Consider the following 22,643-nt stretch of genomic DNA (forward strand, 5'->3'; position numbering starts at 1 on the left):
GGGGATTGACATCAGCCTAATCATAGATATTTTATATCCACGATTAGGAGATGCAACATGAAACTAAGCGAAGGCGTGGAGCAAGCCATTCACTGCACGGCTTTCCTGGCGGGCCTTTCGGACGACGGCGTACTGTCTGCAGCAGCACTGGCCGAACTCCACGGCGTTTCGACGAGCTACCTCCTTAAGCACCTGCAGGCGCTTTCCGGCGCCGGGATCGTCGTGACGACGCCTGGACCGAAAGGTGGCTACCGTCTGGCCAAGACGCCGAAGGACATCAGTCTCCTGGACATCGTCCTCGCGGTTGAAGGTCCGGCGCCCGCCTTCCGGTGCGCCGAGATCCGCCAGCGGGGGCCGAACCCTCTGCCGCAGCGCTACTTTACAAAGCCCTGCCAGATTAACGCCGCGATGCTGAAGGCCGAGAAGGCCTATCGCGCAGAACTCGCCAAGGTGTCCGTCGCAGACCTTCTGGCGAACCTTGGTGCAGACGACGACGGCGGTATCGCCGCCCGCGGATGCGCCTTCCTCGAACTCCACGAACGCAGGACGGGCAATCGCGCCTCGTCATAGGAGAAAGCACCATGACCAAGATGAAGAAGGTCGTCGTTATCGGCGGCACGGGCCTGATCGGCTCGAAGGCAGTGAAACTGCTGCAGGACGCCGGTCACGAAGCCGTCGTCGCAAGCTCCCGCAACGGCATCAACGCCTACACGGGCGAAGGACTAGCCGAAGCCCTCGTGGGCGCTGACGCCGTCATCGACGTGTCGAACATGCTGTCCTTCGACAAGGCCGTCATCAACGACTTCTTCGGCACGTCGAGCCGGAACCTGACGAGCGCCGAACGGGCCGCGGGCGTGCGTCATCACGTCGTCCTCTCGATCGTCAACGCGGAACGCCTCGCCGCTAACCCATACATGGCCGGCAAACTCGCCCAAGAAGAGGCCGTCGCAGCATCGGGCCAGGCCTACACCATCGTGCGTGCGACACAGTTCCACGAGTTCATGGAGACGCTGGTGGACGCCTACTCGGCCGACGGCGCGGTGAAAGTGCCGGATATCGACTTCCAGTCGATCGCGGCCGACGACGTCGCCGCTGCTTTGGTGGAAGCCGCGCTCAGCGAGCCGAAGAACGGATCCGTTGATCTTGCCGGGCCTGAACGGGGACCGTTCGAATCCTTCATCCGGACCTATCTCGATGCCAAGAGCGACGCTCGTCCGGTCAACGCCGACGCGGCTGTCGACTACTTCGGCGCCCCCGTTGTCACCGGCTCACTGGTTCCCGGCGGAGACTACATCAAGGGCGCGATCACGCTAGCCGAATGGCTTCGGGCGTGAGCTCCCACAGCACAAGGAGAACGATTATGAAGACAATCCTCTATGCCGCCGCGGCACTCTCTGCCTCGCTGATTACGGCTTCCGCTCACGACGTCGCAAAGCCGGGACTCGCATACGACACGAAAGACGCCAAGGTGACTCTGGTCTACGAGCATCCTCTTCCGGACGTTCCCGGCAAGAGCGTCAAGGGCGTGCTCGTGGAGTACGGACCCGGCGGTTATAGTTCAGCCCATACGCATGCGAAGTCCGCGCTGATCTACGCGACGGTTCTCGAAGGCGCCATCCAAAGCGCCGTGAACGGTGGCGAGACGAAGACCTTCATCGCCGGTCAAAACTTCACCGAGCTGCCGGGCGACCGCCACGACGTCAGCGCTAACGCCAGCAAGACCGAGCCGGCGAAACTGCTCGCCGTCTTCGTCGTCGATACCGATGACACCGCCCTGACGACACCGCGCAAGCCGTAGCGCTACCTACCAGACCTACACCCTCCCCTACTGCACAAGCAACGACGGTTTCTCCGGCGAACGGAGAACCGTGTCCACGAGAAAGGAAAACGATATGTCCCGCATGAACTGGTCCGAAGTCGCCCCCGAGGGTGCCAAGGCGCTCTTCGGCGTCCATCACTACGTCACCAAGAAGACGAACCTGCCTGAAGAGCTGGTTCATCTCGTCTTCCTGCGCGTGTCGCAGATCAACGGCTGCGCCCATTGCATCGACATGCATAGTCGCGATCTGCGCAAGACGATGTCCGTCGATAAGATCACGCTTGTTCCGGTGTGGGACGAGGTGCCTCACCTGTTCGGCGAGCAGGAGCGAGCAGCACTGGCCTGGGCTGAAGAAGTCACGAATGTCAGCCAGACCCATGCCTCCGACGAGGCCTATGCCGCCGCTGCCGCCGCTTTCGAACCGAAGGATCTCGTCGATCTGACGATTACGATCGCTGCGATGAACGCGTTCAATCGCCTCGGGGCGCCGTTTCGTCTTCCGGTGGCGGCAAAGGCCTGATGGCACCTTGCTGGCCGAGAAACGTCTTGTCGGCCTAGTTCACGGCCGACAGGACGCCAGGATGTCATGCGCCAAGGACGTCGTCTAGACGATTGACGCCCAGGGCATCGAACGTTGGGGCACTGGGCGGGCCCTATCGTCTGCATCCATCAACGAATTTGAAGACCGTTATAAACGTGGCGTGATGGTTTTGATCATGCCCGAATGGTATCTGCGGCCATGACCCGATCTGCATCTCCCGCCTTCATGTTCACTCTCGTCGCCTGCGGCACGATACTTGGCATCGCCGGGACCGACCTCGTTCTACCAGCCGTCCCGATAATGCCGCGGGAGCTCGGCGGAACCCCAGCCCTCGCTCAGATGGTGCTTGCCGCCTATGCGGCGGGGACGCTTGTCGGGTTGCTGACCTTTGGCGAACTCGGCGCAAGGTATTCGGCTCGCAAACTCCTAATCTGGTCGCTGGCGCTGTTTGCAATCACGTCGATCACATCGGTGATGGTGCAGTCCTTGGAGTGGCTCGTTGCGCTTCGGTTCGCCCAGGGCGCGTTCGGCTCCGGTCCGGCAGTCTTCGCGCCGGGCTTCATCCAGGGCCTTTTCACTGGCGAGAAGGCAGCCGGCATGTTCGGGCGACTGGGCTCGATTGAATCCCTCACTCCGGCGCTCGCCCCCATAGCAGGCGTTTTCCTGCTCGAAGCTGGCGGGTGGGAGATGTCCTTTGTCGTCCTCGCCATTTTGGCGACCCTCTGTGCCGCCGCCAGCATCGCGTACGGACACCTGCTTCCGGATCGGGCAGAAGCCCTAGAGAGCCATCGCACCTACGCGTCTATCATGCGCGAGGCGGCCTTTCTCCGGCACGCCTTAAGCCAGGCCTTCTCGCTAGCGGCGATCCTCGTCTTCGTCTTCGGCGCCCCCGTAATCATGACTGAGGTTATGGGCGGCAACATCGGGGATTTCATTCTCTTGCAGGTTTGTGGGATTGCGAACTTCATCCTCGCCTCCAATCTCTCGAGTAAGCTGGCCGGCACGTTCGGAGTGGAGCGCATGATCTTCATCGGAACGACAGGCCTGTTCGCGGGTTTCGCGCTGATCCTGGCCTACGTCGGATTTGGTGGGAGGAGCCTTGGCGTCATCATACCTGTCTGGGTGATCACGAATGCTGGCTTCGGCATCCGAGGTCCGATCGGCTTCCATCAAGCGATCATCGCGTCGAAGGGCGATCACTCGCGAGGCGCCGCGCTGGTCGTGGCGAGTATCCTGGGATTTACAGCGGCAGGCACTGCCGCTGCTGCACCCTTCCTTAACTCGGGGTGGTGGCCGCTCGCCTTGGCGAGCTTCCTGTCAGCTACTCTTGGGCTCGTGTGTCTCGTATTCCTTCCGAAAGGCGTTGCAGAGGCAGGAATGCGATGACACCCAGCGGAGATAAGCGCCGGCGGAGAAGTGCCACTTCCACTTATTACCAGAACCTCATGTCCCAGTCCCTCACGCATGTCGCTTTACTCGTTCGAGAATACGACGAGGCAATCGCCTTCTTCGTAGGGAAGCTTGGCTTTGATCTTGTCGAAGACACGTATCAGCCGGCGCAGGACAAACGCTGGGTGGTCGTTCGACCGGCTGGAGCCCAGGGATGCTCGATCTTGCTCGCTCGCGCATCGAACGTTCATCAGACGCAGTGGCTCGGCAACCAGGCAGGCGGCCGCGTCTTCCTGTTCCTAAGAACCGACGATTTTTGGCGGGACTATCGCGCATTCACCGCGAAGGGCGTTCAATTTGTGCGCGAGCCGGCACAAGCAGATTACGGCGTCGTGGCCGTGTTCAAGGACCTTTATGGCAATCTCTGGGATCTGATCGAATACAACGACGGTCGACTTTGAGAAGTTACTTTCAAAACTCTGTTGGTTGTCTCACGCCCGCTACCTGCTCTGTCCTGCGGCAGACGTATACCCAACAAGCACCGCATCGTGGTGGCGCCACCCGCATTTTAGTCGGTCCCAGCGCGCTTGATGGGATCTGAACCGACGACCTGTCCCTGCGATCGCCAAACCAGAGCCGACGGTAATGATGACCAATATTTCCATCTCAAGGCAAACCAAAACGCCTGCCGCGGGAGGAGAGATGCGGCAAGCGTATAGAACAAATGGCTGCCCATGAAGAGAGGCTTGTGGAGGAGGCTTCCCGAACTGTTCTCAGCCGGTGCGGGAGCCTCACTCCGTTTTCACTTTGCAATCTTGCGATCCAGGAAGCTCCTGATCAGCGGAGCCATCTCGTCTAGCTTGTCTTCAAGCGCAAAGTGGCCTGTATCAAGGAGATGGAACTCTGCTTCGGGAAGATCGCGAAGATAGGGATGCGCGCCCTCTTCCGGGAAGATCTTGTCGTTCTTGCCCCAGACGATCAGCGTCGGCGGCTTACGGTCGCGGAAGAATGCCTGGAACTGCGGATAGAGCGGCAGGTTGGTGCGGTAATCGTAGAACAGATCGAGCTGGATATCCTTGTTCCCTGGCCGGTCGAGCAGTGCCTGGTCGTGGACCCAGTTATCGGGGCTGATGCGCGTCAGATCCTTAACGCCATCGGTATATTGAAACTTGGTTGTCTCCGGTGCAACGAGCACCGAGAGCGCTTCCCGGTCCTTGGTTGCCCCTGATTTCCAGTAGGCGCGGATCGGGTTCCAGAAATCCCGGATGCCTTCGTCATAAGCATTGCCGTTCTGGACGATCATTCCGGTGATGCGATCCGGATGCTTGAGCGCCAGCCGGTAGCCAACGGGTGCGCCATAATCCATGAGATACATCGAATATTTGGTAGCACCGAGCTTGGTCAGCAGCGTATCGATGATATCGGCATAGTGGCCGAAGGAATACTCGAACTTGGTGTGATCGGGCGCATCGCTCTGACCGAAGCCCGGATAGTCAGGAGCGATGACGCGGTAGCGGTCAGCGAGCAGCGGGATCAGGTTGCGGAACATGTGCGACGATGTCGGGAAGCCGTGAAGCAGGACGACGACGGCGCCGTCGGCCGGACCGGCTTCGCGATAGAACACGTTGACGCCGTCGATTTTCACGGAGCGATAGTGAACCGTTGCAGATGCCTGCTGGGAAATCGCCGGCGTTTCGGCGAACACCATGCTTGCGGGGGTTGTAACAAAGATGCTGGCGGATGCGAAAAGCAGGGCGGCAAGAGTGCGAGACATTGTAGCTCTCCTCAGGAGTGGTTGTGGGCGGCTTGTTGCCCGCAGCCAACATCGCTCGTTCGGCCTGGAAGGAGAACGTTCGTATTCGACAAGGGATTATTACATCTGATGGTATGAGTGTGGCTAGGCGGTCGGCCATTTGGATGAATCGCTACGGTAGTATCGGCGTTGTTTAACGCCCACCGACGGATCGCAGCTAGGGATCGACTTACGGTACGACTATTGCGCTTCTTGGCCACGGATGTTGTCTGGTCAAACGGCAATCCCGCGCAAAGAGACGGCGGGCGGACGCAGTTCGCTCCACGAGCTTAGGCCTAGCTCGGTGATATTGAAGGGCTAATTGAAAAAGCGGTTCTCGCGCAGCCTTGCTGCAGCCATATCGACGAAAGTGCGAACCTTTGCTGGAGCGTGCCGACCCTCCGGATGAAGGATGTGTATGGGTAAAGGTGGTTCTTCGAATTCACTGAGGATGATCTGTAGCTCTCCAGCAACGAGCGCTGGGCCAATCTGGTAGTTGAGAACCCTGGTCAGGCCCCATCCCTCGCGCGCAGACTGTATCGCCGCTTCGTTGGTGTTGCATTGTAAAGCTGCATCCACGGATACTCGCAGATCGTCGCGAAACTTCCACTCAGGTGAAGCCCAGGCTGCGGTCGATGCTGCGATGCGGTGGTCCTTCAGATCGGTTGGCGAGTTCGGAACGCCGTAGCGCTCGAAGTACTTCGGAGAACCGCACATGACGCGACGAACACTTCCGACCTTGACGGCCGAGAGATTGGAATCCGGAAGATGACCGATACGCACCGCGACGTCGATCCCTTCCTCGACGATGTTGACCGGTCGATCGATGAATAGCGTCTTCGCTCTCATGGTCGAATAGGTGTCGAGATAGCTTGTCACGATCGGAAGAACGTACATCTGGCCGAACAGCGCGGACGCGGTTATGGAGAGAGTCCCTGTCGGCGTGGCGTAGGAACCGCCGGCAGCCGCCTCTGCTTCTGCGATATCGGCGAGGATCCGGCGACAATCTTCAAAATAGCGAACGCCTGCTTCGGTCATCTTCACCGAGCGGGTGGTTCGCACGAGTAGGCGCGCACCAATAAGATCTTCGAGCGAGGCAACGGCACGTGTGACAGCCGGTGCGCTCATGAACATCTGGCGTGCGGTGTCCGCGAAACTTTCGGTTTCGGCGACCTTTACAAAGATCCTCATTGCTTGCCAGCGATCCATCCATTCCCCCGAACCGGTCGAAATTCCAAGACCTTAGGGGCTTAAAAACGAAGCCTCAAGAGGCACGGGATCATCCGATTGAGAACGGCAAGCCTGCGAGATGAATTCTATCTCCGCGCAGGCTTCCTCGGAAAGACCGGCGCGCAGGGCGCGCTGGTGCGTCTCCCGACAGGCATTCAAAGCAAGCGAGACCGCGACCGAAGTCTCGAAATCGAAGCTGGAACCTTGCCTGGCAACATCCATCTCTGCGCCTGTCATGCCAAGGGCACGACCGGCTTCTTCTTGTTTCGCCAGCAGCGATTTGCTCGCGTTGGCTCCCGTGAGAGCAAGCTCTATTGAAAGCCTTATGCGAGCACCGATTGACGAGCCGGCCATTTTTCCATCTCCTGGCTCAGCCGTCTAAAAGCCGAAATCACTCAGGCCAGGATGGTCGTCCGGGCGGCGGCCCAGCGGCCAACGAAACTTGCGATCGACTTCAGCGATCGGGTGTTCGTTGATGCTTGCATGACGTTCCCGCATAAGGCCATCCTCGGCAAACTCCCAGTTCTCGTTGCCATAGGCACGGAACCACTGGCCGCTGTCATCGCGATATTCGTAGGCGTATCGGACGGCAATACGATTGCCGGTGAAGGCCCAGAGTTCCTTGATCAGGCGGTAGTCGAGCTCCTTATTCCACTTGCGGGTCAGGAAAGCCTCGGCCTCGGCCCGGTTCTTCGCGAACTCGGCGCGATTGCGCCAACGGGTATCGAGCGTATAGGCAAGCGCCACTTTGGCGGGATCGCGGCTGTTCCAGCCATCCTCTGCAAGACGGACCTTTTCAATCGCGCTCTCTCTGGTGAATGGGGGAAGCGGTGGACGGGACATGGTAAAATTCCTCTCGGGATGATTTCTGACCGCGGGGCGGGAGGCGGTAAGTCTTGCGCCGCCTCCAGGCTTGGCCTTAGGCAGCAGTGTCAATGCGGGGGAAGTCGATCTCGGTGTCGAGGGCCTCGTTCACGTAGTTCGTAAAGGTGTTGAGAGCCACATGGGCGATGATCTCGACGATCTCGGCATCGCTGTAGCCGGCATCGCGAACCTTGGCGATTTCGGCTGGCGCGACGGACCCGCGAGCGACCGTCAGAGCCCGGGCGAACTCGACAGCGGCCGCTGCCTTAGGATCGTTGGATGTGCCGTTTCGGTTGGCAACGATTTCACTTTCGTCGAGCTTGGCGAACTTCCTGCCGGTGAAGGTGTGGGCGGACAAGCAATAGTCACAGCCGTTTGCTTCAGCCATGGCGAGGGCGATGCGTTCGCGGGTGGCCGGCGGCAACTTTCCCTTGCCAAGTGCGCCCTGGAGCGACGTCAAGCCCGACAGCGCTGCGGGGCTGTTGGAAACCAGACGAAAGATGTTGGGGACGGAGCCGATCTGCTTCTGGATGGTCTCGAGGATCGGACGAGAGGCTTCCGGAGCGTCGTCGATCGTTGCCGGGGTAGAAATGCGTGACATTGTATTCTCCTTTTTTGGTTGAGGGAGACGTCGCTCCCTTGGGATTGAATATGACCTGGTGGGGCGGCTTGCTGAACATCGAAAGGGAACAAGGGTCCATTACGTCGGACGCAGCAATCGGCCCTTAGACAGCGAGCTGCAGGCCGCCTTCCTGCTCAGCAGGGACGGCGCAGCAGAGGAGCACTTCGTCGGCGTCGACCTTCGCGGTGGGCTGCTTGACGTAAGCGACAGCACCCTTGACGAGCTTCGTCCGGCACGTCCCGCAGTTTCCTTCCCGACAACTGAACTCAGGCTCGACGCCACGCGCTTCGGCAAGTTCCAGGAGAGTGCCGGAACCAGGTGTCCACCGTGCCTCTTTCAGGGAATTCGTGAACACGACGGGCACAGGTTTTTCGGACGGCTGCGCGACAGGAGACATCAGGGCTGGTGTGGGTTGCCCTGTGCGGACCAGCGACGACGGACCGAAGGCTTCAGCCTGAATGCGATCGTCAGCAATGTTGAGAGCCCTCAGTCCGTCATAGAGGCCTTGTGTGAACTGGGGAGGCCCGCAGAGATAGAAATCGTAGTCGTTGAAGGGAAGGAACCGCGTCAGCATCGCCATATCGATCCGCCCTGCGGCATCGAAATCCCTGCCCTCTTCGGCATCCGTGGTGTCACTGAGGATCCTGACCAGCCGCACGGCGCCCTTGGCCGCACCGACCAGTTCCCCGATCTCCTGATCGAACGGCCTATCGGCCTTGGAACGGGACGCATGGAATAACGTCACCGGGCGGACGCGCTGCTTGCGGAGCCCCTCGTAAACGATATGACGGAGCATCGCGAGCATCGGCGTAATGCCGACGCCGCCTGCAAGAAGCACCGCCGGACGGGTTGAACGCGCGTCTATGCTGAAGTGGCCGGCCGGCGCGCGCGCCTCGATGACATCGCCAACGGCGATGCGATCATGGAGGAACTGAGATACCTGACCATCGCGCTTGACGCTGATGCGGTAGATCCCGTCGGACGGCGCGACCGAGAGCGTGTAGGTGCGAATGACCGCCTTATTTTCGCCGGGCAGCTTTATGCGGATGGGCAGATGCTGACCGGCCGCGTGCGGGAGTAGCCCTGCGCCATCGCCTGGCTGGAGGTGGAAAGACTTGATCGTCGCGCTTTCATCAACGATCGCGGTGACGGTCATTGGCCGCCAGCTCTTGGCAAACTCTGCGGCGCGGAGACGGTCGGCCGCTTGGCTCCAGCTGCCTGTCATCAGGGAACTCGGCGACCAGCCGTCCTTCTGAAAAGCCCATCTCAACGCCAGTGCATTGCGGCGACGTACGATCCGTGTCGACTTGAATGTCCAGAACCGCTCTGCCCCCTGGAAAGCGGCGATCTCGGGGGAGTCGAATATGACTTCGGCTTTGCCCGTCATCTGCAGCATATCGCCGGTGTTGAAATCCACGAACAGAAGTCCTGCCTTTCCGTTCATCAGGATGTTGCCCAACGTTGCAAAGAAGAGATTGCCATCGAAATCCGGGATCGTCATGACGCCATCGTCACCAACGCGGACAAACCCCGCATTGCCGCCCCGGTGGGACACATCCACCTGGCGCCGGTCCTCGCGATCAACGTAGGACGCGACAAAGAAGGCGTCGGCTTCCCGAATGATCGCGCGCGCCTCGTCATCGAGGGCGGGCAGTTCCTCAACCTCACCTTGAAACGAAGTCTCGGGCTGGCGTTCGAATGTAAAGTCGCGCAGCTGAATGTAACGCGGACAATTTCCAAAGCTCTGGTCGACATCGACGCGGAAACCGCCATCGATCGTCGAGACAAAGCCGTTCATACGGTTGCGGCGGCGTGTGTGCATCTCGATCCCGAGAAGACCGATCGGCAAGCCGTCCGCCAGTCCTTCGCTTGCCGGGTCGCTGGGATCTCGGCTTGCGAGGATGTCTAGGATGGCAGGCGAAGGCGACGACATGAACCCCGGCTGGCCTTCGATAACGGTCGCCCAGGCGTCACCTGCTTGATCGACGCTCCCGAGAACGATGAAGGGGAGTTGGGCGTAGAAGTCACGGTGCTGGTCCGGCATGAAATCGCGAACGACACGCTGGCCGACGGAGGCCATGCGTTCCTTTACGCCGAGCTTTTCCTGAATAAAGGTCTCGCCTTCATGCCACGTCGGCAATCTTGTAAGCTTCACGGACATCTCTGTTCTCCAGAAAAAGAGGCGAAGAGCGTGCGAGGTGCCGCACGCCCTGTCCAGGCTCAGGCGGCAAGACCGGCCGGCGTTTTGACGAAATCGACGAAGCCCGGAAGTTGCTCGACCCGGCGCAGCAGGGCATTCACGGACGGATAGGCGCTGAGGTCGACGTTGCCCTCTGGGGCCCGTGCGACATAGCTGTAGACCGCGACGTCGGCGATGGTCGGACGGTTGCCCACCAGCCATTCGCGCCCTTGCAGATGGCTCTCGATCCGGCCAAGGATGGTATGTGCCCGGCCGATAACTTCTTCTGGGTTGAACTTGGCGCCGAAGACCGTCACCAGACGCGCAGCTGCCGGACCGTAAGCAATTTCACCGGCTGCAACCGAGAGCCAGCGCTGAACGTCGGCGGCCCCTTTTGCATCTTCCGGGAGCCATTCCGTCTTGCCCGACTTCTTGGCGAGGTAGACCAGGATCGCGTTGGAATCGGAAATGAAGACATCGCCATCCGCCAGCACCGGGACCTGCCCGAAGGGGTTCATCTTAAGGAAGTCGGGCTGCTTGTGGGCGCCAGATTTCAGATCGACTTCGACCAGCTCGTGGGGGAGCCCGACCAGAGAAAGGAAGAGCCGGGCGCGGTGCGCGTGACCTGACAGCGGGTGGTGATAAAGTTTCATGTGATCGCTCCTGATTGAAGGCCGGGCTCGTTCCCGATCCGTGAACACAGGATGCAATGCGCAACCGCGCGGCTGAATACTCATGTTCGGCACTGGACTGTTACGCTGAGCGGAATAGTTCGGTAGCGCCAGGATGAAAGGTGAACTTCGCATCCATCCCGTCGGGCGATCTCCCAAGCTGAACAGCGGCTCACATCGTTCCGGTTGTCCGCAGTTCCTTTATCAAGTCGACGAGCTGGCGAAGCTTCGCCGGCAGATTGCGCCTTCCGGGGTAGTAGAGACATAAGCCGGGATAAGGCGGGGTCCAGTCAGCAAGAACCTGCTCCAGCTTACCGGCAGCAAGATCATCTTCGACCTGCCACTCACTCAGGTAGGCTAGCCCCGCCCCCTCACGCGCGGCCCGGAGCATCAGATCGCTATCGTCGAGCACGAGCCTGCCGGGAACGTCGAGCGCGAAGCTCTCGCCTCGCCGCTCGAACTCCCAGCGATAGATGGTTCCGCTCGCCATTCGTGCACGAATGCACAAGTGGTTTTGGAGCTCTGCCGGGACCTCCGGCTTTCCATAGCGGCGGAAGTAATCGGTCGACCCGACAATGGCCGGTCGGATGCTGTCGCCGATCGGGACGACCACCATGTCGGGAGAAACGGCTTCTCGGATCCTGATCCCGGCGTCAAAACCCTTTGCGTTGACATCGACCAGCGCACCCTCCGTGACGATCTCCACCCCCATCTGCGGGTTCCGGCGCATGTACTCCAGGATCAGCGGCGTCAGGATCATACGAGTGGCGCCGATGGATGTATTGATCCGTAAAGTGCCTGTAGCTTCAGTCCGATGTTCATCGAGATGCTCGACGGCGTTGCGGATCGCCTCCAGCGCCGGGCCCACAGTTGCGACGAACTGCTCTCCCGCGGCTGACAGCACCACGCTACGGGTCGAGCGGTTGAACAGCCTGACGCCCATGCGGGACTCCAGCGTAGCGATCTGCTGGCTGAGCGATGACGACGAGATGCCGAGCTCGCGAGCCGCCGCGCGAAACCCGCCTTGTGAGGCGACGGCGAGGACAGCCTCAAGTTCAGCAAGTGAGCCGCGCATCATTGTCCGTAATCTCCTATCAGTCTGAGCATGTTTAACCAGCTTATCAGGACAGTGTCGAAGCGCCAGATATGACGGAACAGCCAAAAGGAGTTTGAGATGCGCATCATCGACAAGGTTTATATCGATGGAAGCTTCGTCACACCGAAGGGATCGGAGACCGCCGATCTCTACAATCCGTCGACAGAGGAGAAGATCGGCACAGTCAGGCTTGGCGGCATCGAAGATGCCCATGAGGCTATCGCCGCCGCGAAACGCGCCTTCCCGGCGTTCTCACGGACGACGAAGGCCGAGCGTGTCGAGATGCTTAAGCGTTTGAACGCAGCCGTCGCCGCGCGCGTCTCCGACCTGACGCAAGCGATGGCGCTCGAATATGGCGCTCCTCAGACCTTTACCCGGTTCGCTATTCCCCACGCTGCTTCAAGCTTTCTGACCATGGCGAAGGTTCTGGAGGACTATGACTTCGAGAGACAGATGGGCCGGGCCCGCGTCGTCATGCAGCCCTCCGGCGTTGCCGCCGCTATCACGCCGTGGAACAGCAATATCGGCTTCATCACCTCGAAGCTCGCAACCGCCATCGCCGCCGGCACGACCATCGTCATCAAGCCCAGCGAAATGAGCGCAACGCAGACACAGATCCTTACCGAGTGCCTTCATGAAGCGGGTTTACCGAAGGGCGTGTTCAACATCGTCAACGGGTTTGGCAGCATTGTCGGCGCAGAGCTCAGCCGGCATCCGGATATCGCCAAGGTGACCTTCACGGGTTCCACCGCGGTCGGCAGGGAGATCCTGCGCAGCGCGGCCGATACCTTCAAGCGCGTCACGCTTGAACTCGGCGGCAAGGGTCCGAACATCATTCTCGACGACGCCGATCTGGACGTTACAATACCCGCCGTCCTGCGGATGGGCTTTATCAACAGCGGCCAGGCCTGCATTGCCGGCACTCGTATTCTGGTACCGAGCCATCGGCTCGACGAGGTTCTGGCCAGGTTGAAACAGGAGATCGAGACATTCAAGATCGGCGCCCCCGACGATCCGGACGCAATGATCGGACCGATGGTTAGTCAAAAGCAGTACGACCGGGTCCAGTCCTATATCGAGCTGGGGACACGACAGGGCGCCTGCCTCCTGACGGGTGGTCTCGGACGGCCTGCCGGATTGGAGCGAGGCTGGTTCACGAAGCCAACCATATTCACTCACGTCAACAACCAGATGCGTATCGCGCGCGAGGAGATATTCGGGCCGGTCCTGTCGGTAATCAGTTATCGAGACGAGGACGAAGCCGTGTCCATCGCCAACGACACGCCGTATGGACTTCAGGCCTACCTGCATGGCACCGATGTCGCGCGCATGCAGGCGCTTGCGGATCGCCTGGAGTCCGGCCGCGTCGTCGTCAACGGCGCCCCCCATGAACCTCTCGCTCCTTTTGGTGGGTTCAAGCAGTCGGGTATCGGTCGCGAGTATGGCGTGTTCGGCCTCGAGGCGTTCCTGGAGCCGAAAGCCGTCATCGCCTCATAAGCTAGCTTGATGGGATCGCATCACGCGTTCTGGATTCGGAGGAGAATCTTACCGACAGCTTTCCCGCTCTCCTGCAACTCGTGTGCCTCGGCCACTTCGTCAAGCGCATATGTCTTCGCGATCAGCGGAGCATATACCCCCGATGCGGCACAGGCCGAAACCTCATCGGCTGCCTGCCTCATCGCGGATTCCGGCATGGTGTAGACATAGACGAAACGGAACGAGAAGCCGCCCAGCAGCGCCGGGAAGAACGGAATCGTCAGCTTCGCATCTGGCGATTCCGTCGAATAGGCCGACACGACACCGTCGCGGGCGAGAGAGGCGATTGCTACGTCGATGTTGGCGGAGATATCGACGTCTACGATGCGATCGACGCCATTGCCGCCGGTGGCTGATCGGACGGCCGCAGCGACATTTTCCTCGCGCCTGTTGACGACAAGATCGGCGCCCGCCGCACGCGCGACCTCCGCTTGCTGCTCACGGCTCACCGTCGCCGCCACCCATGCCCCCGCCCACTTCGCAAGAAGGATCGCTGCATTGCCGACGGCGCCTGCTCCTCCTTGGACGAGGACTCGCTTGCCGCGCAGGTCTCCGTCGGCGAAGAGGCAGCGATGCGCTGTCATCGCTGGAACGCCGAGCGCCGCTGCGATCTCGAAGGATGCGTTGTCGGCCAGCCTGACGGCCTGCACGGAGGGCACGACGACAAATTCCGCCGCAGTACCGAACGCACGACCCCATTGGCCCATGTAGATCCAGACGCGCTCGCCGACGCGCGACAGATGCACGCCGGGACCGACGGCGTCGATGACGCCCGCGCCGTCCTGATGCGGCACGATCCGTGGAAACGGCATGGCCTTGCCGCCAAATCCGGTTCTCGTCTTGATGTCGGAGGGATTGATGCCTGACGCGACCACCCTCACCCGGACCTCTCCCGCTCCCGGCTGCGGATCGGGGAGCTCGCCGACGGCGAGCACCTCCTTTGCAGGGCCTTGTCGGTCGTAGAAAGCAGCTCGCATGACGCACCTCTGAATATACTGCTTCCAACTGACGCGACACAGGCGAACTTGCAAGTAGGCAACAATTTTGCCTATAGATATAGAAAATACACTATTGGAGCATGTAATGACTTCTGGCCAGAAGTGCCCTGTCGAAACCACCGTCGACGTTACGGGGGGAAAATGGAAGCCAATGATCATTTACCGGCTGCTGGACGGGCCTCGACGGTTCGGCGAGTTGCGCCGGCTTGTCGGTGACCCGAGCCAGCGTTCGCTGACGATGCAGCTCCGCGAACTCGAAGCCGACGGGATCGTCGCCCGCGAAGTCTTCGCAGAGGTTCCGCCGCGCGTTGAATACTCTCTGACGCCCTTCGGGCAGACTCTGGCACCCGTGCTGATAGCCATGCGCGACTGGGGCGTCGCGTTCCAGGAGCGGCGCTCGGCCACGTAATACTAGCCTTCGTTGCTCTAGCCAGCCACCGCGTTTGCGGAGAACCTCTCGACGAAGAAGTCGATCAGAACCCGGACCTTCCGCGACACGTGTGACCCAGGCGGGCGCACGATGTAGACCCCAATTTCTGGCAGGCTGTAGTCCGTCATGATCGGCACAAGGGTTCCGGCTTCCAGGTAATTCTGAGCGATCACCACGGGTAGCGCTGCCACGCCCAGCCCCGCCGCCGTCCCTTCGGCGATGCCCGCAGCGCTGTCGGCCTTGAACCGTCCCTGAGCGCTGACGACCACGGTCCGGGTGCCGTCGGAAACCCTCCAGCTTTCGGTCCCCTGCAAGATGGCCTGATGGTCGAGAAGATCTGACGGCTTCTGTGGAACGCCGTGGACACGCAGATACTCCGGGTTTGCAAAAAGGCCTGCCGCAAAGGTGCCAATCTTGCGCGCGGTCAGGTTCGAATCCTGCAGGTAGCCGACGCGGATGCCGCAGTCGAAGCCTTCCGCCACCAGATCGACGTAGCGGTCGCTGTAATGCGCGTGGAGCTGCAGGAGCGGATGCAGGCGGGCGAGCTCGGCCAGTGCCGGGGCGAAGTGCCCAGGACCGAAGGACGAGGGGACCGCCACGCGAAGGCGTCCTCGCAGCTCTCCGGTTGGAAGCATCTCCTCGCGCGCCACGTCCATTTCAAGACACATGCGGGCGGCATGCTCGCGAAAGGTGGCGCCAGCTTCGGTGAGGGATGCGCCTCTGGTCGTCCGTGCCAGAAGCTGAACGCCAAGCTCGCTTTCAAGCCGGACAAGCCGCCGACTGACGATCGACTTCGGCAGGCCGAGACGCCGGGCGGCCACCGTAATGCCACCGCCGTCCGCGACCTCCACGAAGGTCTGCATGTCCTCGAAGCTGATCATCCCAGTGTTCCATTTTTCGTTCGACAGAGTGGCCAATCATAGAGCTACCGTACCGCTGATCGCAACGCTAAATTCCAGTCATCGAGCGGATCGAAACGAGCTTCACCAACCCCGCCGACAGAAAAAGGAACACATCAATGCATAAGGACGTATTTAACCCCGAGAATTCCGCAATGCTTCTGATCGATCACCAGATCGGCACCATGGCCTGGACGCACTCGCATGACATCAACCTGGTCAAGCAGAACGCGCTGAAGCTTGCCCACATTGCCAAGGCCGCCAACATCCCGACGATCCTGACCTCCAGCATGGAAAACCAGATCCAGGGTCCGTTGCTGCCGGAACTCAAAGCCATCCTGCCCGAAGCGTTCGAAGCTCGGATCAAGCGCCCCGGCATCGTCAACGCCATGCACCACGACGGCTTCAATCAGGCGGTCAAAGCGACCGGTCGCAAGAAGCTGTTCGTCGCCGGCGTGACGACCGAGATCTGTGTCACTTTTCCGGTCCTGCAGATGCTGGACGAAGGCTACGAGGTCCAGGTCTCGGCCGACGCATCCGCGTCCTACACCAAATACGGTGACGATATCGCCCTGCGCCGCATGGAGAAGGCCGGCGCGATCATCACCACCGTCGACCAGATCATTTCCGAGCTCGCCGTCGACTGGACGAGCCCGCTCGGTCAGAAGCTGGTCGGCATCCTGAACTACCATTGAACGCACATAGCCGTCTTCGGCGCGGGCGGGAGAGCCCGCGCCCGGATGAAAGGAACAATATAATGACCATCACCAAGATTCCCGCGGGCCAGATGCGCGGCGACTTCGCCCATGGCTTCGGCGTCGAGATCCTCTATCCCGGCCTGACGCTGACGTCGGACGACACCGGTATTGGCCCGATCGGCAGGATCGACCGTGCCCAGGTTCAGCCGGGTCATCTCATCGGCATGCACCCGCACAAGGACGACGAAATCCTGACCTATATTCGTGGTGGCGAGATGCTCCATCGCGACACGGTCGGAAACGAGACGAAGCTCGACAAGACGCATTTCATGTTGATGAACGCCGGGCATACGTTTCAGCATGAAGAGCTGATGCTTGGTGACGACCCCGTGAAAGCACTGCAGATATTTCTGCGACCGAACGCCCCCGATCTGGAGCCGATGGTTCAGTTCCATGAGTTCACGGAGGAAGACAGCGTCGATCGCTGGCGGCTTATTGCCGGACTGAGCGGTGCACCGTTGAAGGTCAGATCTGACGTCCGCGTCTTTGACGCCCGTATTGCTGGAGGGGTCCATCTGCGGCTGCCGGCCAAGGAAGCTCGAAGAAACACCTTGCTTTACGTCTACAGTGGAAAGGTCTCCATCGCGGGCGAGTTGGTCTCTGAGGGAGAAAGCGCATTTACGTCCAATGGCGATTTCGAAATCAGCGCGCTGTCGGCATCCGACGTCGTGCTGTTCTCGTTCGATCTTATGGCGGACGTCTATCGCGGCGGCATGTTCAGCGGGAACCAAAGGCGGCCTGCCTAAGACTAAGAGCGCCTCAGTCACTGCTCACTGGCAGTCTTTGGCGTCGAACCTTCAACGAAGTTCGTGTGTGGGGTTTATGGAAGGCCTCGCATCAGCGGCTCGCGCCGCTCGGCATCCGTATCGAGAATGTCGCGCTACACACGCCTTGAGCGGAATCGAACCATCTGCCCACGCGTTGGTTCGTCAAGCGATAGAAAGTCCAATGGCTTCATGCAAGCGGAGCGTAGGCTGGAGCGTGACCGTTAATTATGGAACCGCTAATTCCAGCCGACCAAGGAACATTATGGTGAGCACACACACCTGTCGCAGCCGCGCCATTAGCGATACAAACCGCGGCTGGTCGTCCACCAGCTGCGTCGTCTTGTTATGTCTTCTACACCAGCTGTCCAGTCCAATTTGAGCACTCCAGGACTTCGGCGGGCCTCAACTACCGCTCTGTTGCAACGGGTGTGAAGGTGTAGCTGCCACAACTTTGATTTCCACAAGAAGACCGGGATGGGCAAGTTCAGAGACGCCAATGCAAGTCCACGCGCATGTTCCGCGGGGGAAAATCCGGTCCTTTACCTTGCGAAAGGTATGCATATGCTGCTGCAATCCGACATGATACGTAGTCATTTCGACAACATCTTCGAAGCTGCAACCTGCCGCCGACAAAACGGTAGCTAAGTTGTCGCAACACGCCTCGAATTGCTTCTCTGGGTCGTTGATGACATTCATGTTGGCATCACGTCCAACCTGCCCCGCGCAGAAAACCAGGTTTTCGACGCGTACTGCAGGGACATAGCCTGCCCGCTCCACAATGGGCTTCATTGCCAGCGGCACGATAATTTTGCGATTCACAAATGATCCTTTCTTCGTCCGAATAGGCCGAGCCAAGTTAGCTAAGTGAATGCATTGACGCGAGGCGGTCGTTGTGTTGAAGCCGCGTTAGCCCCGGATTAGGTTGAGACGATCAGGCAGGGCTCTTTGCCAATAACAAGCGACCGCCTAGCAAAATCAAAGCCGCTCCGGAGATCGTTTTGATCCTTCTGGCGATGTGCGGGCGATTGAGAAAACCAGTCACGCTGCCGACAAGGAGGACAACTACGCCGTAAAAACCTACAGCGATCAGAGCATGTGTGAGTGCAAGCGCGGCGCCATTTGCAAGCACATCCTGTTGGTGGCCCTCCAAGAATTGGGGGAAGACTGCAACGTAAAAGATCGCCGGTTTGGGATTGAGGAAGTTGCTGAGATATCCGCGAACGAAGGCTTTCGGAGCTGTCAGGCTCATTGGAACCCGGCTTGGATTTATGACAGATGCATCCAGACCGCGCAGCGACAAGAGAGATTTAATCCCCAGCCAGATGAGATAGGCTGCGCCCAACAGTTTCATCACTGTGAACAAGATTGCCGAAGCTGCGATCACCGCCCCCACTCCAACAAGTGCCAACGTGGCATGAGAAACGATGGCTGCGGCGAACCCCAATACCATCCCGAAGCCGGTCAGCTTCGTGTTGCTCGGCGAATTGGTTAGGAGCAAAGCAAGGTTGGGTCCCGGTGTCACCACGATCATGGTAACGATAGAGATAAATATGAAGTACTGATGCAGAGGGATGGACATGGTAACGACCTTGCGGTTTGGGCACAATTAGAGCGTACTGCATCCGGCCGTTTTCCGGCCTGGATCATACGAAGGAGTTCGAGTCGAGACAGAGTTATCGGGCACAGTGCTCCCGGGCAACAGAGATGTAGAGCACCGTTTCAACGAGGCTGAAAAGTTGAGACATTCTACAATCATCGGAGTGCGCTCCTGCTGTACCTTCCATGGCGATCTGCATTGAAGGCCCGCGACGACACCAGGCTTTAAAGCGCGATGTTGGATCGCGGGACCCCTCTGATGACAACGTTTGTCCTTGGTGCAGCGATCACGTCACTGCCAAGGCACGAGTCCAAACTCGCAAAACGTTGTAGCTAGTGAATTTGCAGAGTTACCGCGGTCCTTTTCTGTCAGTCGACAGCTTCCGCGGCCTCCTCGATAACCTTCGCAACTGCAGCCGCCTGCGAGATATAAATAGCGTGACTACCGTCGGTCTCCGTCACAGTTGAACCGGCGCGCTTGTACATCCAGCGCTCAAGGTCCGGATTGATCGTCATGTCGTCCTTCGCAACAATCCCGTAGCTAGGCTTGTCGTGCCAGGCGGCAATAGACACCGGCGCACTGGTGGCCGCGACGGCGACAGGCATCTGAGACCGGGCCATAAACTCGCCCTGTTCCTTGGGCAGATCCGCCCCGAAATCAGCCGCGAACTTCGCCGGGTCGATAAGCAGGAAGCCATCCTTCGTCGGCTTGATATCGTTGGTGGGTGACGGCATCGATTGGAGCAGTTGTGCGGTGCTTTCGCCCTTTTCGGGCTGCAGTGCCGCAACATAGACAAGTGCCTTGACCTTGGGATCATCACCTGCTGCCGTGATGATCGTGCCCCCATAGCTGTGACCGACGAGAACGACGTCCCCGTCCTGCTGATCAAGCACGCTCTTCGTGGCTGCAACGTCCTGATCCAGGCTTGTCAGCGGCTGCTGGACGATGCTGACATGATAGCCGTCGCGGGTCAGGATTTCATAAACGCCGCGCCAGCCCGAACCATCCACGAGCGCGCCATGGACAAGCACGATGTTGCGCGCGTCCGCTAAGGCTGGGGCTGTTAGGACAGCAGAAGACAAAAGCGCGGCAATGAGGCCAACGGCCGCTTTACTGAAGTTCGACATGGTCGGTAGTTCCTTGAGTTTTGTGCGTGGATTGCGGAGGCTTTGAAAGCGCTGAAGGACATGTCTCTCCTGGTCCAAGGAGGGACGGATATGATCGCCTGCGCTTACTGCTTGACGACCATTGGCGCCTTGATCGGCACGCGTTCATAGAGGTCGATAATGTCCTGGTTGAGCAGGCGCACACAGCCTGACGAAACGGCCTTGCCAATCGAGCGCCATTGCGGATTGCCGTGCAGACGGTAGAGTGTGTCCTGGCCGCCGGAGAAGATGTAGAGCGCTCGCGCACCAAGCGGATTTTTCAGGCCCGGCTCCATGCCGCCATTCTCGATCGAATATTTGGCCAATTCCGGCTGGCGGGCAACCATCTCGTTCGGCGGCTTCCAACGCGGCCATTTCTGACGCCACTGAATGATGCCGTTGCCCTGCCAGGCAAAGCCATCGCGCCCGATCCCGACACCATAGCGCATCGCGGTCCCGCCCGGCTGGACGAGATAGAGGAAGCGGGAGGGGGTGTCGACGACGATCGTGCCGGGCGCCTCGCCAGTCGGGTCGAGGACCTGCTGGCGATAGTAGCGCGGATCGATCTGCTTGTAGGGAACCGCCGGGATCAGAAAGCCGCCATCCTCGATAGGACCGTACATGACAGCCAGTTCGGCATCTGTTGGCGTAGGAGCGACGTGGACAGGGCCGATCGGATCCTGGAGAGGCGTCGACTGTCGCCCCACCATCCGGCCCGTGCCGGCGGTGGAGACCCATCCTGCCAGGGCCGAGGCCGCAGCCATCGCCGAAAGCGACAGGAGGTTGCGGCGGGATAACGAGGTATCAAAGCTCACGCTCATTCCTCGTCCTGCCATCTGCGCAGATCCGTCTGGTCATGATAGGCCATGCGATCAGGCGTGGTGATAAACTCGATGGTCGTACCCCATGGCATGCGGCAGTAGCAAACCTTGTTTCCAAGACCTTTTTCGGTTGCGTAGGGAATAGCGCGTGGTGCCGTGAGGGCTGTTCCGCCAGCCTTCTCAAAGCGCTCTACCGATGCGTCGATGTCGTCGGTGTAGACACCAAAGTGCGTAATGCCGAAGTCGCTCGCTCGAACGGGCTGAGCTTGCTCCGGGCCATGCATTTCGAAGAGCTCGATATCCGGTCCGGTTCCGATCTTGACCATCGCTTGCGCACGCACGAGCGTTCCCGGGTAAGCACCAGTGGACCGCTCGAACTCGGGTCCCTGCCTGGCCGGATCCTGCGGTCCGAACGATTGGTAGATCACTTGGCCGCCAAAGGCTTCCACCAGGAACGATTTTGCCGCTTCGATGTCAGGCACCGTGATGCCGATGTGATTGACGCCACGAATTTGAGATGCGGTCATGACAGTTTTCCTTTCTTGTTGAATCGATGAACGTGATCGGGCGGAATTCGCCCGGATCGCGAAGTTTCACTTGGCCTTGAGGAAATCGATGAGAGCAGCGGCCACTTCATCCGGGCGCTCGTCCGCCACATAGTGACTGCAGCGGGCAATCGGGCCGCCCGTAACATCTGTGGCGAACTCCTTGAGCATCGGGACCATATGAGCACCGAAACGCTGCTCCCCGCCGAGACCTAAAACCGGAATCCGGAGCGGTTGCTTCTTGTACTCGAGCGCGGCCGCATGGTCGGCAGCGAGGGTGCGATACCATTCCATGCCACCGCGTGTGTGGCCAGGAAGTGCCATCGCTTTGGCGTAGATCTCAATGTCTTCAGGATTGAAGGTGCTGTGATCGTAGAACCGTTCTGCCATGAAGGCCGAGATATAATCGTACTCACGGCCATGGATCAGTCGTTCCGGCAGGTCACGGTTCATGTGGAAGGCGAAGTGCCAGATCTTTGCCGTCGTTGCTTCCCACAGGCTCCAGCCAGGAAGTGGAACATCGAGGACAGCCAGGTGAGTAACAGCGTCCCGATAGATGGCGGCCTGTGGCAAAGCCACCATGCCGCCAATGTCATGGCCGCATACTGCATAGCGTTCATGCCCAAGGGAGACCATGACCTCGTGCGCGTCGCGCGCCATCGTCGCCTTGTCATAGCCGTCAAGCGGGCAGTCGGAAAAGCCGGCGCCCCGCAGATCGATCGCCACCACGCTGAAATGCTCGGCCAGCAGCGGCATGACGTAGTGCCATTCCCACCATGTTTCCGGCCAACCGTGAAGCAGAAGGATCGGGGGACCGGAGCCGCCCGTGACGGCATTGATCTTGATGCCATTCACCGGCACCAGTTGCTGGGTAAAACCTTGCAAGGTTGCGATCATGATGACTTTTCCAATCGATGTGACGTCCAAGCAGAGCTAGCTGCCAG

General features: G+C 59.8%; 26 protein-coding genes. 10 read left to right on the forward strand and 16 right to left on the reverse strand.

Annotated elements, in window-relative coordinates; translation table 11 throughout:
* Positions 1-57 precede the first annotated feature (57 nt).
* The 6 genes from DMO26_RS27595 to DMO26_RS27620 all read left to right on the forward strand — a co-directional run bounded on the left by DMO26_RS27595 (position 58) and on the right by DMO26_RS27620 (position 4,210).
* Positions 58-570: an RrF2 family transcriptional regulator gene (locus DMO26_RS27595; RefSeq protein ID WP_112435186.1), complete on the forward strand. Its 513-nt coding sequence runs from the start codon at positions 58-60 to the stop codon at positions 568-570.
* Positions 571-581: 11 nt separating this feature from the next.
* Positions 582-1,334 carry an SDR family oxidoreductase gene (locus DMO26_RS27600; protein WP_117195539.1) on the forward strand — a complete coding sequence of 251 codons (753 nt, stop codon included), beginning with the start codon at positions 582-584 and terminating at the stop codon, positions 1,332-1,334.
* Between the two features lie 26 nt (positions 1,335-1,360).
* Positions 1,361-1,798, forward strand: a complete 438-nt coding sequence (locus DMO26_RS27605) for a cupin domain-containing protein (protein WP_117195540.1) — start codon at positions 1,361-1,363, stop codon at positions 1,796-1,798.
* Positions 1,799-1,892: 94 nt separating this feature from the next.
* A complete protein-coding gene (locus DMO26_RS27610; protein ID WP_117195541.1) occupies positions 1,893-2,339 on the forward strand; it encodes a carboxymuconolactone decarboxylase family protein in 447 nt (148 codons plus the stop codon).
* A 204-nt stretch (positions 2,340-2,543) separates the two neighbouring features.
* The gene (locus tag DMO26_RS27615) at positions 2,544-3,746 is read left to right on the forward strand and encodes an MFS transporter (RefSeq protein ID WP_162895078.1); all 1,203 of its coding nucleotides are present in this window, start codon (positions 2,544-2,546) and stop codon (positions 3,744-3,746) included.
* Between the two features lie 59 nt (positions 3,747-3,805).
* Complete coding sequence (locus DMO26_RS27620; RefSeq protein ID WP_117195542.1) at positions 3,806-4,210, forward strand: VOC family protein; 405 nt, start codon at positions 3,806-3,808, stop codon at positions 4,208-4,210.
* Positions 4,211-4,551: 341 nt separating this feature from the next.
* On the opposite strand, the gene DMO26_RS27625 is transcribed toward DMO26_RS27620, so the two are convergent.
* From DMO26_RS27625 to DMO26_RS27660, 8 genes are all read right to left on the reverse strand, one after another.
* Complete coding sequence (locus tag DMO26_RS27625; RefSeq protein ID WP_117195543.1) at positions 4,552-5,523, reverse strand: alpha/beta fold hydrolase; 972 nt, start codon at positions 5,521-5,523, stop codon at positions 4,552-4,554.
* Positions 5,524-5,859: 336 nt separating this feature from the next.
* On the reverse strand, positions 5,860-6,750 hold the full coding sequence (locus DMO26_RS27630; protein WP_117195544.1) for a LysR family transcriptional regulator: 891 nt from the start codon (positions 6,748-6,750) through the stop codon (positions 5,860-5,862).
* 33 nt (positions 6,751-6,783) lie between these two features.
* Complete coding sequence (locus DMO26_RS27635) at positions 6,784-7,125, reverse strand: hypothetical protein (protein ID WP_117195545.1); 342 nt, start codon at positions 7,123-7,125, stop codon at positions 6,784-6,786.
* Between the two features lie 24 nt (positions 7,126-7,149).
* Positions 7,150-7,614, reverse strand: coding sequence for a nuclear transport factor 2 family protein (locus DMO26_RS27640; protein WP_117195546.1), 465 nt, complete (start codon positions 7,612-7,614; stop codon positions 7,150-7,152).
* 76 nt (positions 7,615-7,690) lie between these two features.
* A complete protein-coding gene (locus tag DMO26_RS27645; RefSeq protein ID WP_117195547.1) occupies positions 7,691-8,236 on the reverse strand; it encodes a carboxymuconolactone decarboxylase family protein in 546 nt (181 codons plus the stop codon).
* A 124-nt stretch (positions 8,237-8,360) separates the two neighbouring features.
* On the reverse strand, positions 8,361-10,418 hold the full coding sequence (locus DMO26_RS27650) for a 2Fe-2S iron-sulfur cluster-binding protein (RefSeq protein ID WP_117195548.1): 2,058 nt from the start codon (positions 10,416-10,418) through the stop codon (positions 8,361-8,363).
* A gap of 59 nt (positions 10,419-10,477) precedes the next feature.
* Entirely contained in the window at positions 10,478-11,089 is a 612-nt protein-coding gene (locus DMO26_RS27655; RefSeq protein ID WP_117195549.1) for a glutathione S-transferase family protein, read from the reverse strand.
* Between the two features lie 190 nt (positions 11,090-11,279).
* Positions 11,280-12,182, reverse strand: coding sequence for a LysR family transcriptional regulator (locus DMO26_RS27660; RefSeq protein ID WP_162895082.1), 903 nt, complete (start codon positions 12,180-12,182; stop codon positions 11,280-11,282).
* A 99-nt stretch (positions 12,183-12,281) separates the two neighbouring features.
* On the opposite strand from DMO26_RS27660, the gene DMO26_RS27665 reads away from it, so the two are divergent.
* Positions 12,282-13,700, forward strand: coding sequence for an aldehyde dehydrogenase family protein (locus DMO26_RS27665; protein WP_117195551.1), 1,419 nt, complete (start codon positions 12,282-12,284; stop codon positions 13,698-13,700).
* 20 nt (positions 13,701-13,720) lie between these two features.
* On the opposite strand, the gene DMO26_RS27670 is transcribed toward DMO26_RS27665, so the two are convergent.
* Positions 13,721-14,716 (reverse strand): NADPH:quinone reductase, encoded by a 996-nt coding sequence (locus DMO26_RS27670; RefSeq protein ID WP_117195552.1) that lies wholly within the window; start codon positions 14,714-14,716, stop codon positions 13,721-13,723.
* 106 nt (positions 14,717-14,822) lie between these two features.
* Here DMO26_RS27670 and DMO26_RS27675 point away from each other — a divergent pair, with 106 nt between their 5' ends.
* Positions 14,823-15,146, forward strand: coding sequence for a winged helix-turn-helix transcriptional regulator (locus tag DMO26_RS27675; protein WP_117195553.1), 324 nt, complete (start codon positions 14,823-14,825; stop codon positions 15,144-15,146).
* Between the two features lie 17 nt (positions 15,147-15,163).
* Here DMO26_RS27675 and DMO26_RS27680 read toward each other — a convergent pair whose 3' ends face one another.
* A complete protein-coding gene (locus tag DMO26_RS27680) occupies positions 15,164-16,048 on the reverse strand; it encodes a LysR family transcriptional regulator (RefSeq protein ID WP_117195554.1) in 885 nt (294 codons plus the stop codon).
* Between the two features lie 137 nt (positions 16,049-16,185).
* Here DMO26_RS27680 and DMO26_RS27685 point away from each other — a divergent pair, with 137 nt between their 5' ends.
* Together DMO26_RS27685 and DMO26_RS27690 are read left to right on the forward strand one after the other, a co-directional pair.
* A complete protein-coding gene (locus DMO26_RS27685; RefSeq protein WP_117195555.1) occupies positions 16,186-16,761 on the forward strand; it encodes an isochorismatase family protein in 576 nt (191 codons plus the stop codon).
* A gap of 62 nt (positions 16,762-16,823) precedes the next feature.
* Entirely contained in the window at positions 16,824-17,570 is a 747-nt protein-coding gene (locus DMO26_RS27690; RefSeq protein ID WP_117195556.1) for a pirin family protein, read from the forward strand.
* Between the two features lie 423 nt (positions 17,571-17,993).
* Here DMO26_RS27690 and DMO26_RS27695 read toward each other — a convergent pair whose 3' ends face one another.
* The 6 genes from DMO26_RS27695 to DMO26_RS27720 form a co-directional block, all read right to left on the reverse strand.
* Positions 17,994-18,410 carry a RidA family protein gene (locus DMO26_RS27695; RefSeq protein ID WP_205421269.1) on the reverse strand — a complete coding sequence of 139 codons (417 nt, stop codon included), beginning with the start codon at positions 18,408-18,410 and terminating at the stop codon, positions 17,994-17,996.
* A gap of 112 nt (positions 18,411-18,522) precedes the next feature.
* Positions 18,523-19,170 (reverse strand): LysE family translocator, encoded by a 648-nt coding sequence (locus DMO26_RS27700; RefSeq protein ID WP_117195597.1) that lies wholly within the window; start codon positions 19,168-19,170, stop codon positions 18,523-18,525.
* A gap of 386 nt (positions 19,171-19,556) precedes the next feature.
* Positions 19,557-20,315, reverse strand: coding sequence for an alpha/beta fold hydrolase (locus DMO26_RS27705; protein ID WP_117195557.1), 759 nt, complete (start codon positions 20,313-20,315; stop codon positions 19,557-19,559).
* 104 nt (positions 20,316-20,419) lie between these two features.
* Positions 20,420-21,154 carry a L,D-transpeptidase gene (locus DMO26_RS27710; protein WP_205421270.1) on the reverse strand — a complete coding sequence of 245 codons (735 nt, stop codon included), beginning with the start codon at positions 21,152-21,154 and terminating at the stop codon, positions 20,420-20,422.
* Positions 21,151-21,681 carry a VOC family protein gene (locus DMO26_RS27715; RefSeq protein WP_117195558.1) on the reverse strand — a complete coding sequence of 177 codons (531 nt, stop codon included), beginning with the start codon at positions 21,679-21,681 and terminating at the stop codon, positions 21,151-21,153. The genes DMO26_RS27710 and DMO26_RS27715 overlap by 4 nt, the downstream gene beginning before the upstream one ends.
* Before the next feature lie 66 nt (positions 21,682-21,747).
* Positions 21,748-22,596 (reverse strand): alpha/beta fold hydrolase, encoded by an 849-nt coding sequence (locus DMO26_RS27720; protein ID WP_117195559.1) that lies wholly within the window; start codon positions 22,594-22,596, stop codon positions 21,748-21,750.
* Between the last annotated feature and the right edge of the window lie 47 nt (positions 22,597-22,643).

Origin of the sequence: Rhizobium terrae (assembly GCF_003425685.1) — a bacterium.
Lineage (GTDB): Bacteria > Pseudomonadota > Alphaproteobacteria > Rhizobiales > Rhizobiaceae > Neorhizobium > Neorhizobium terrae.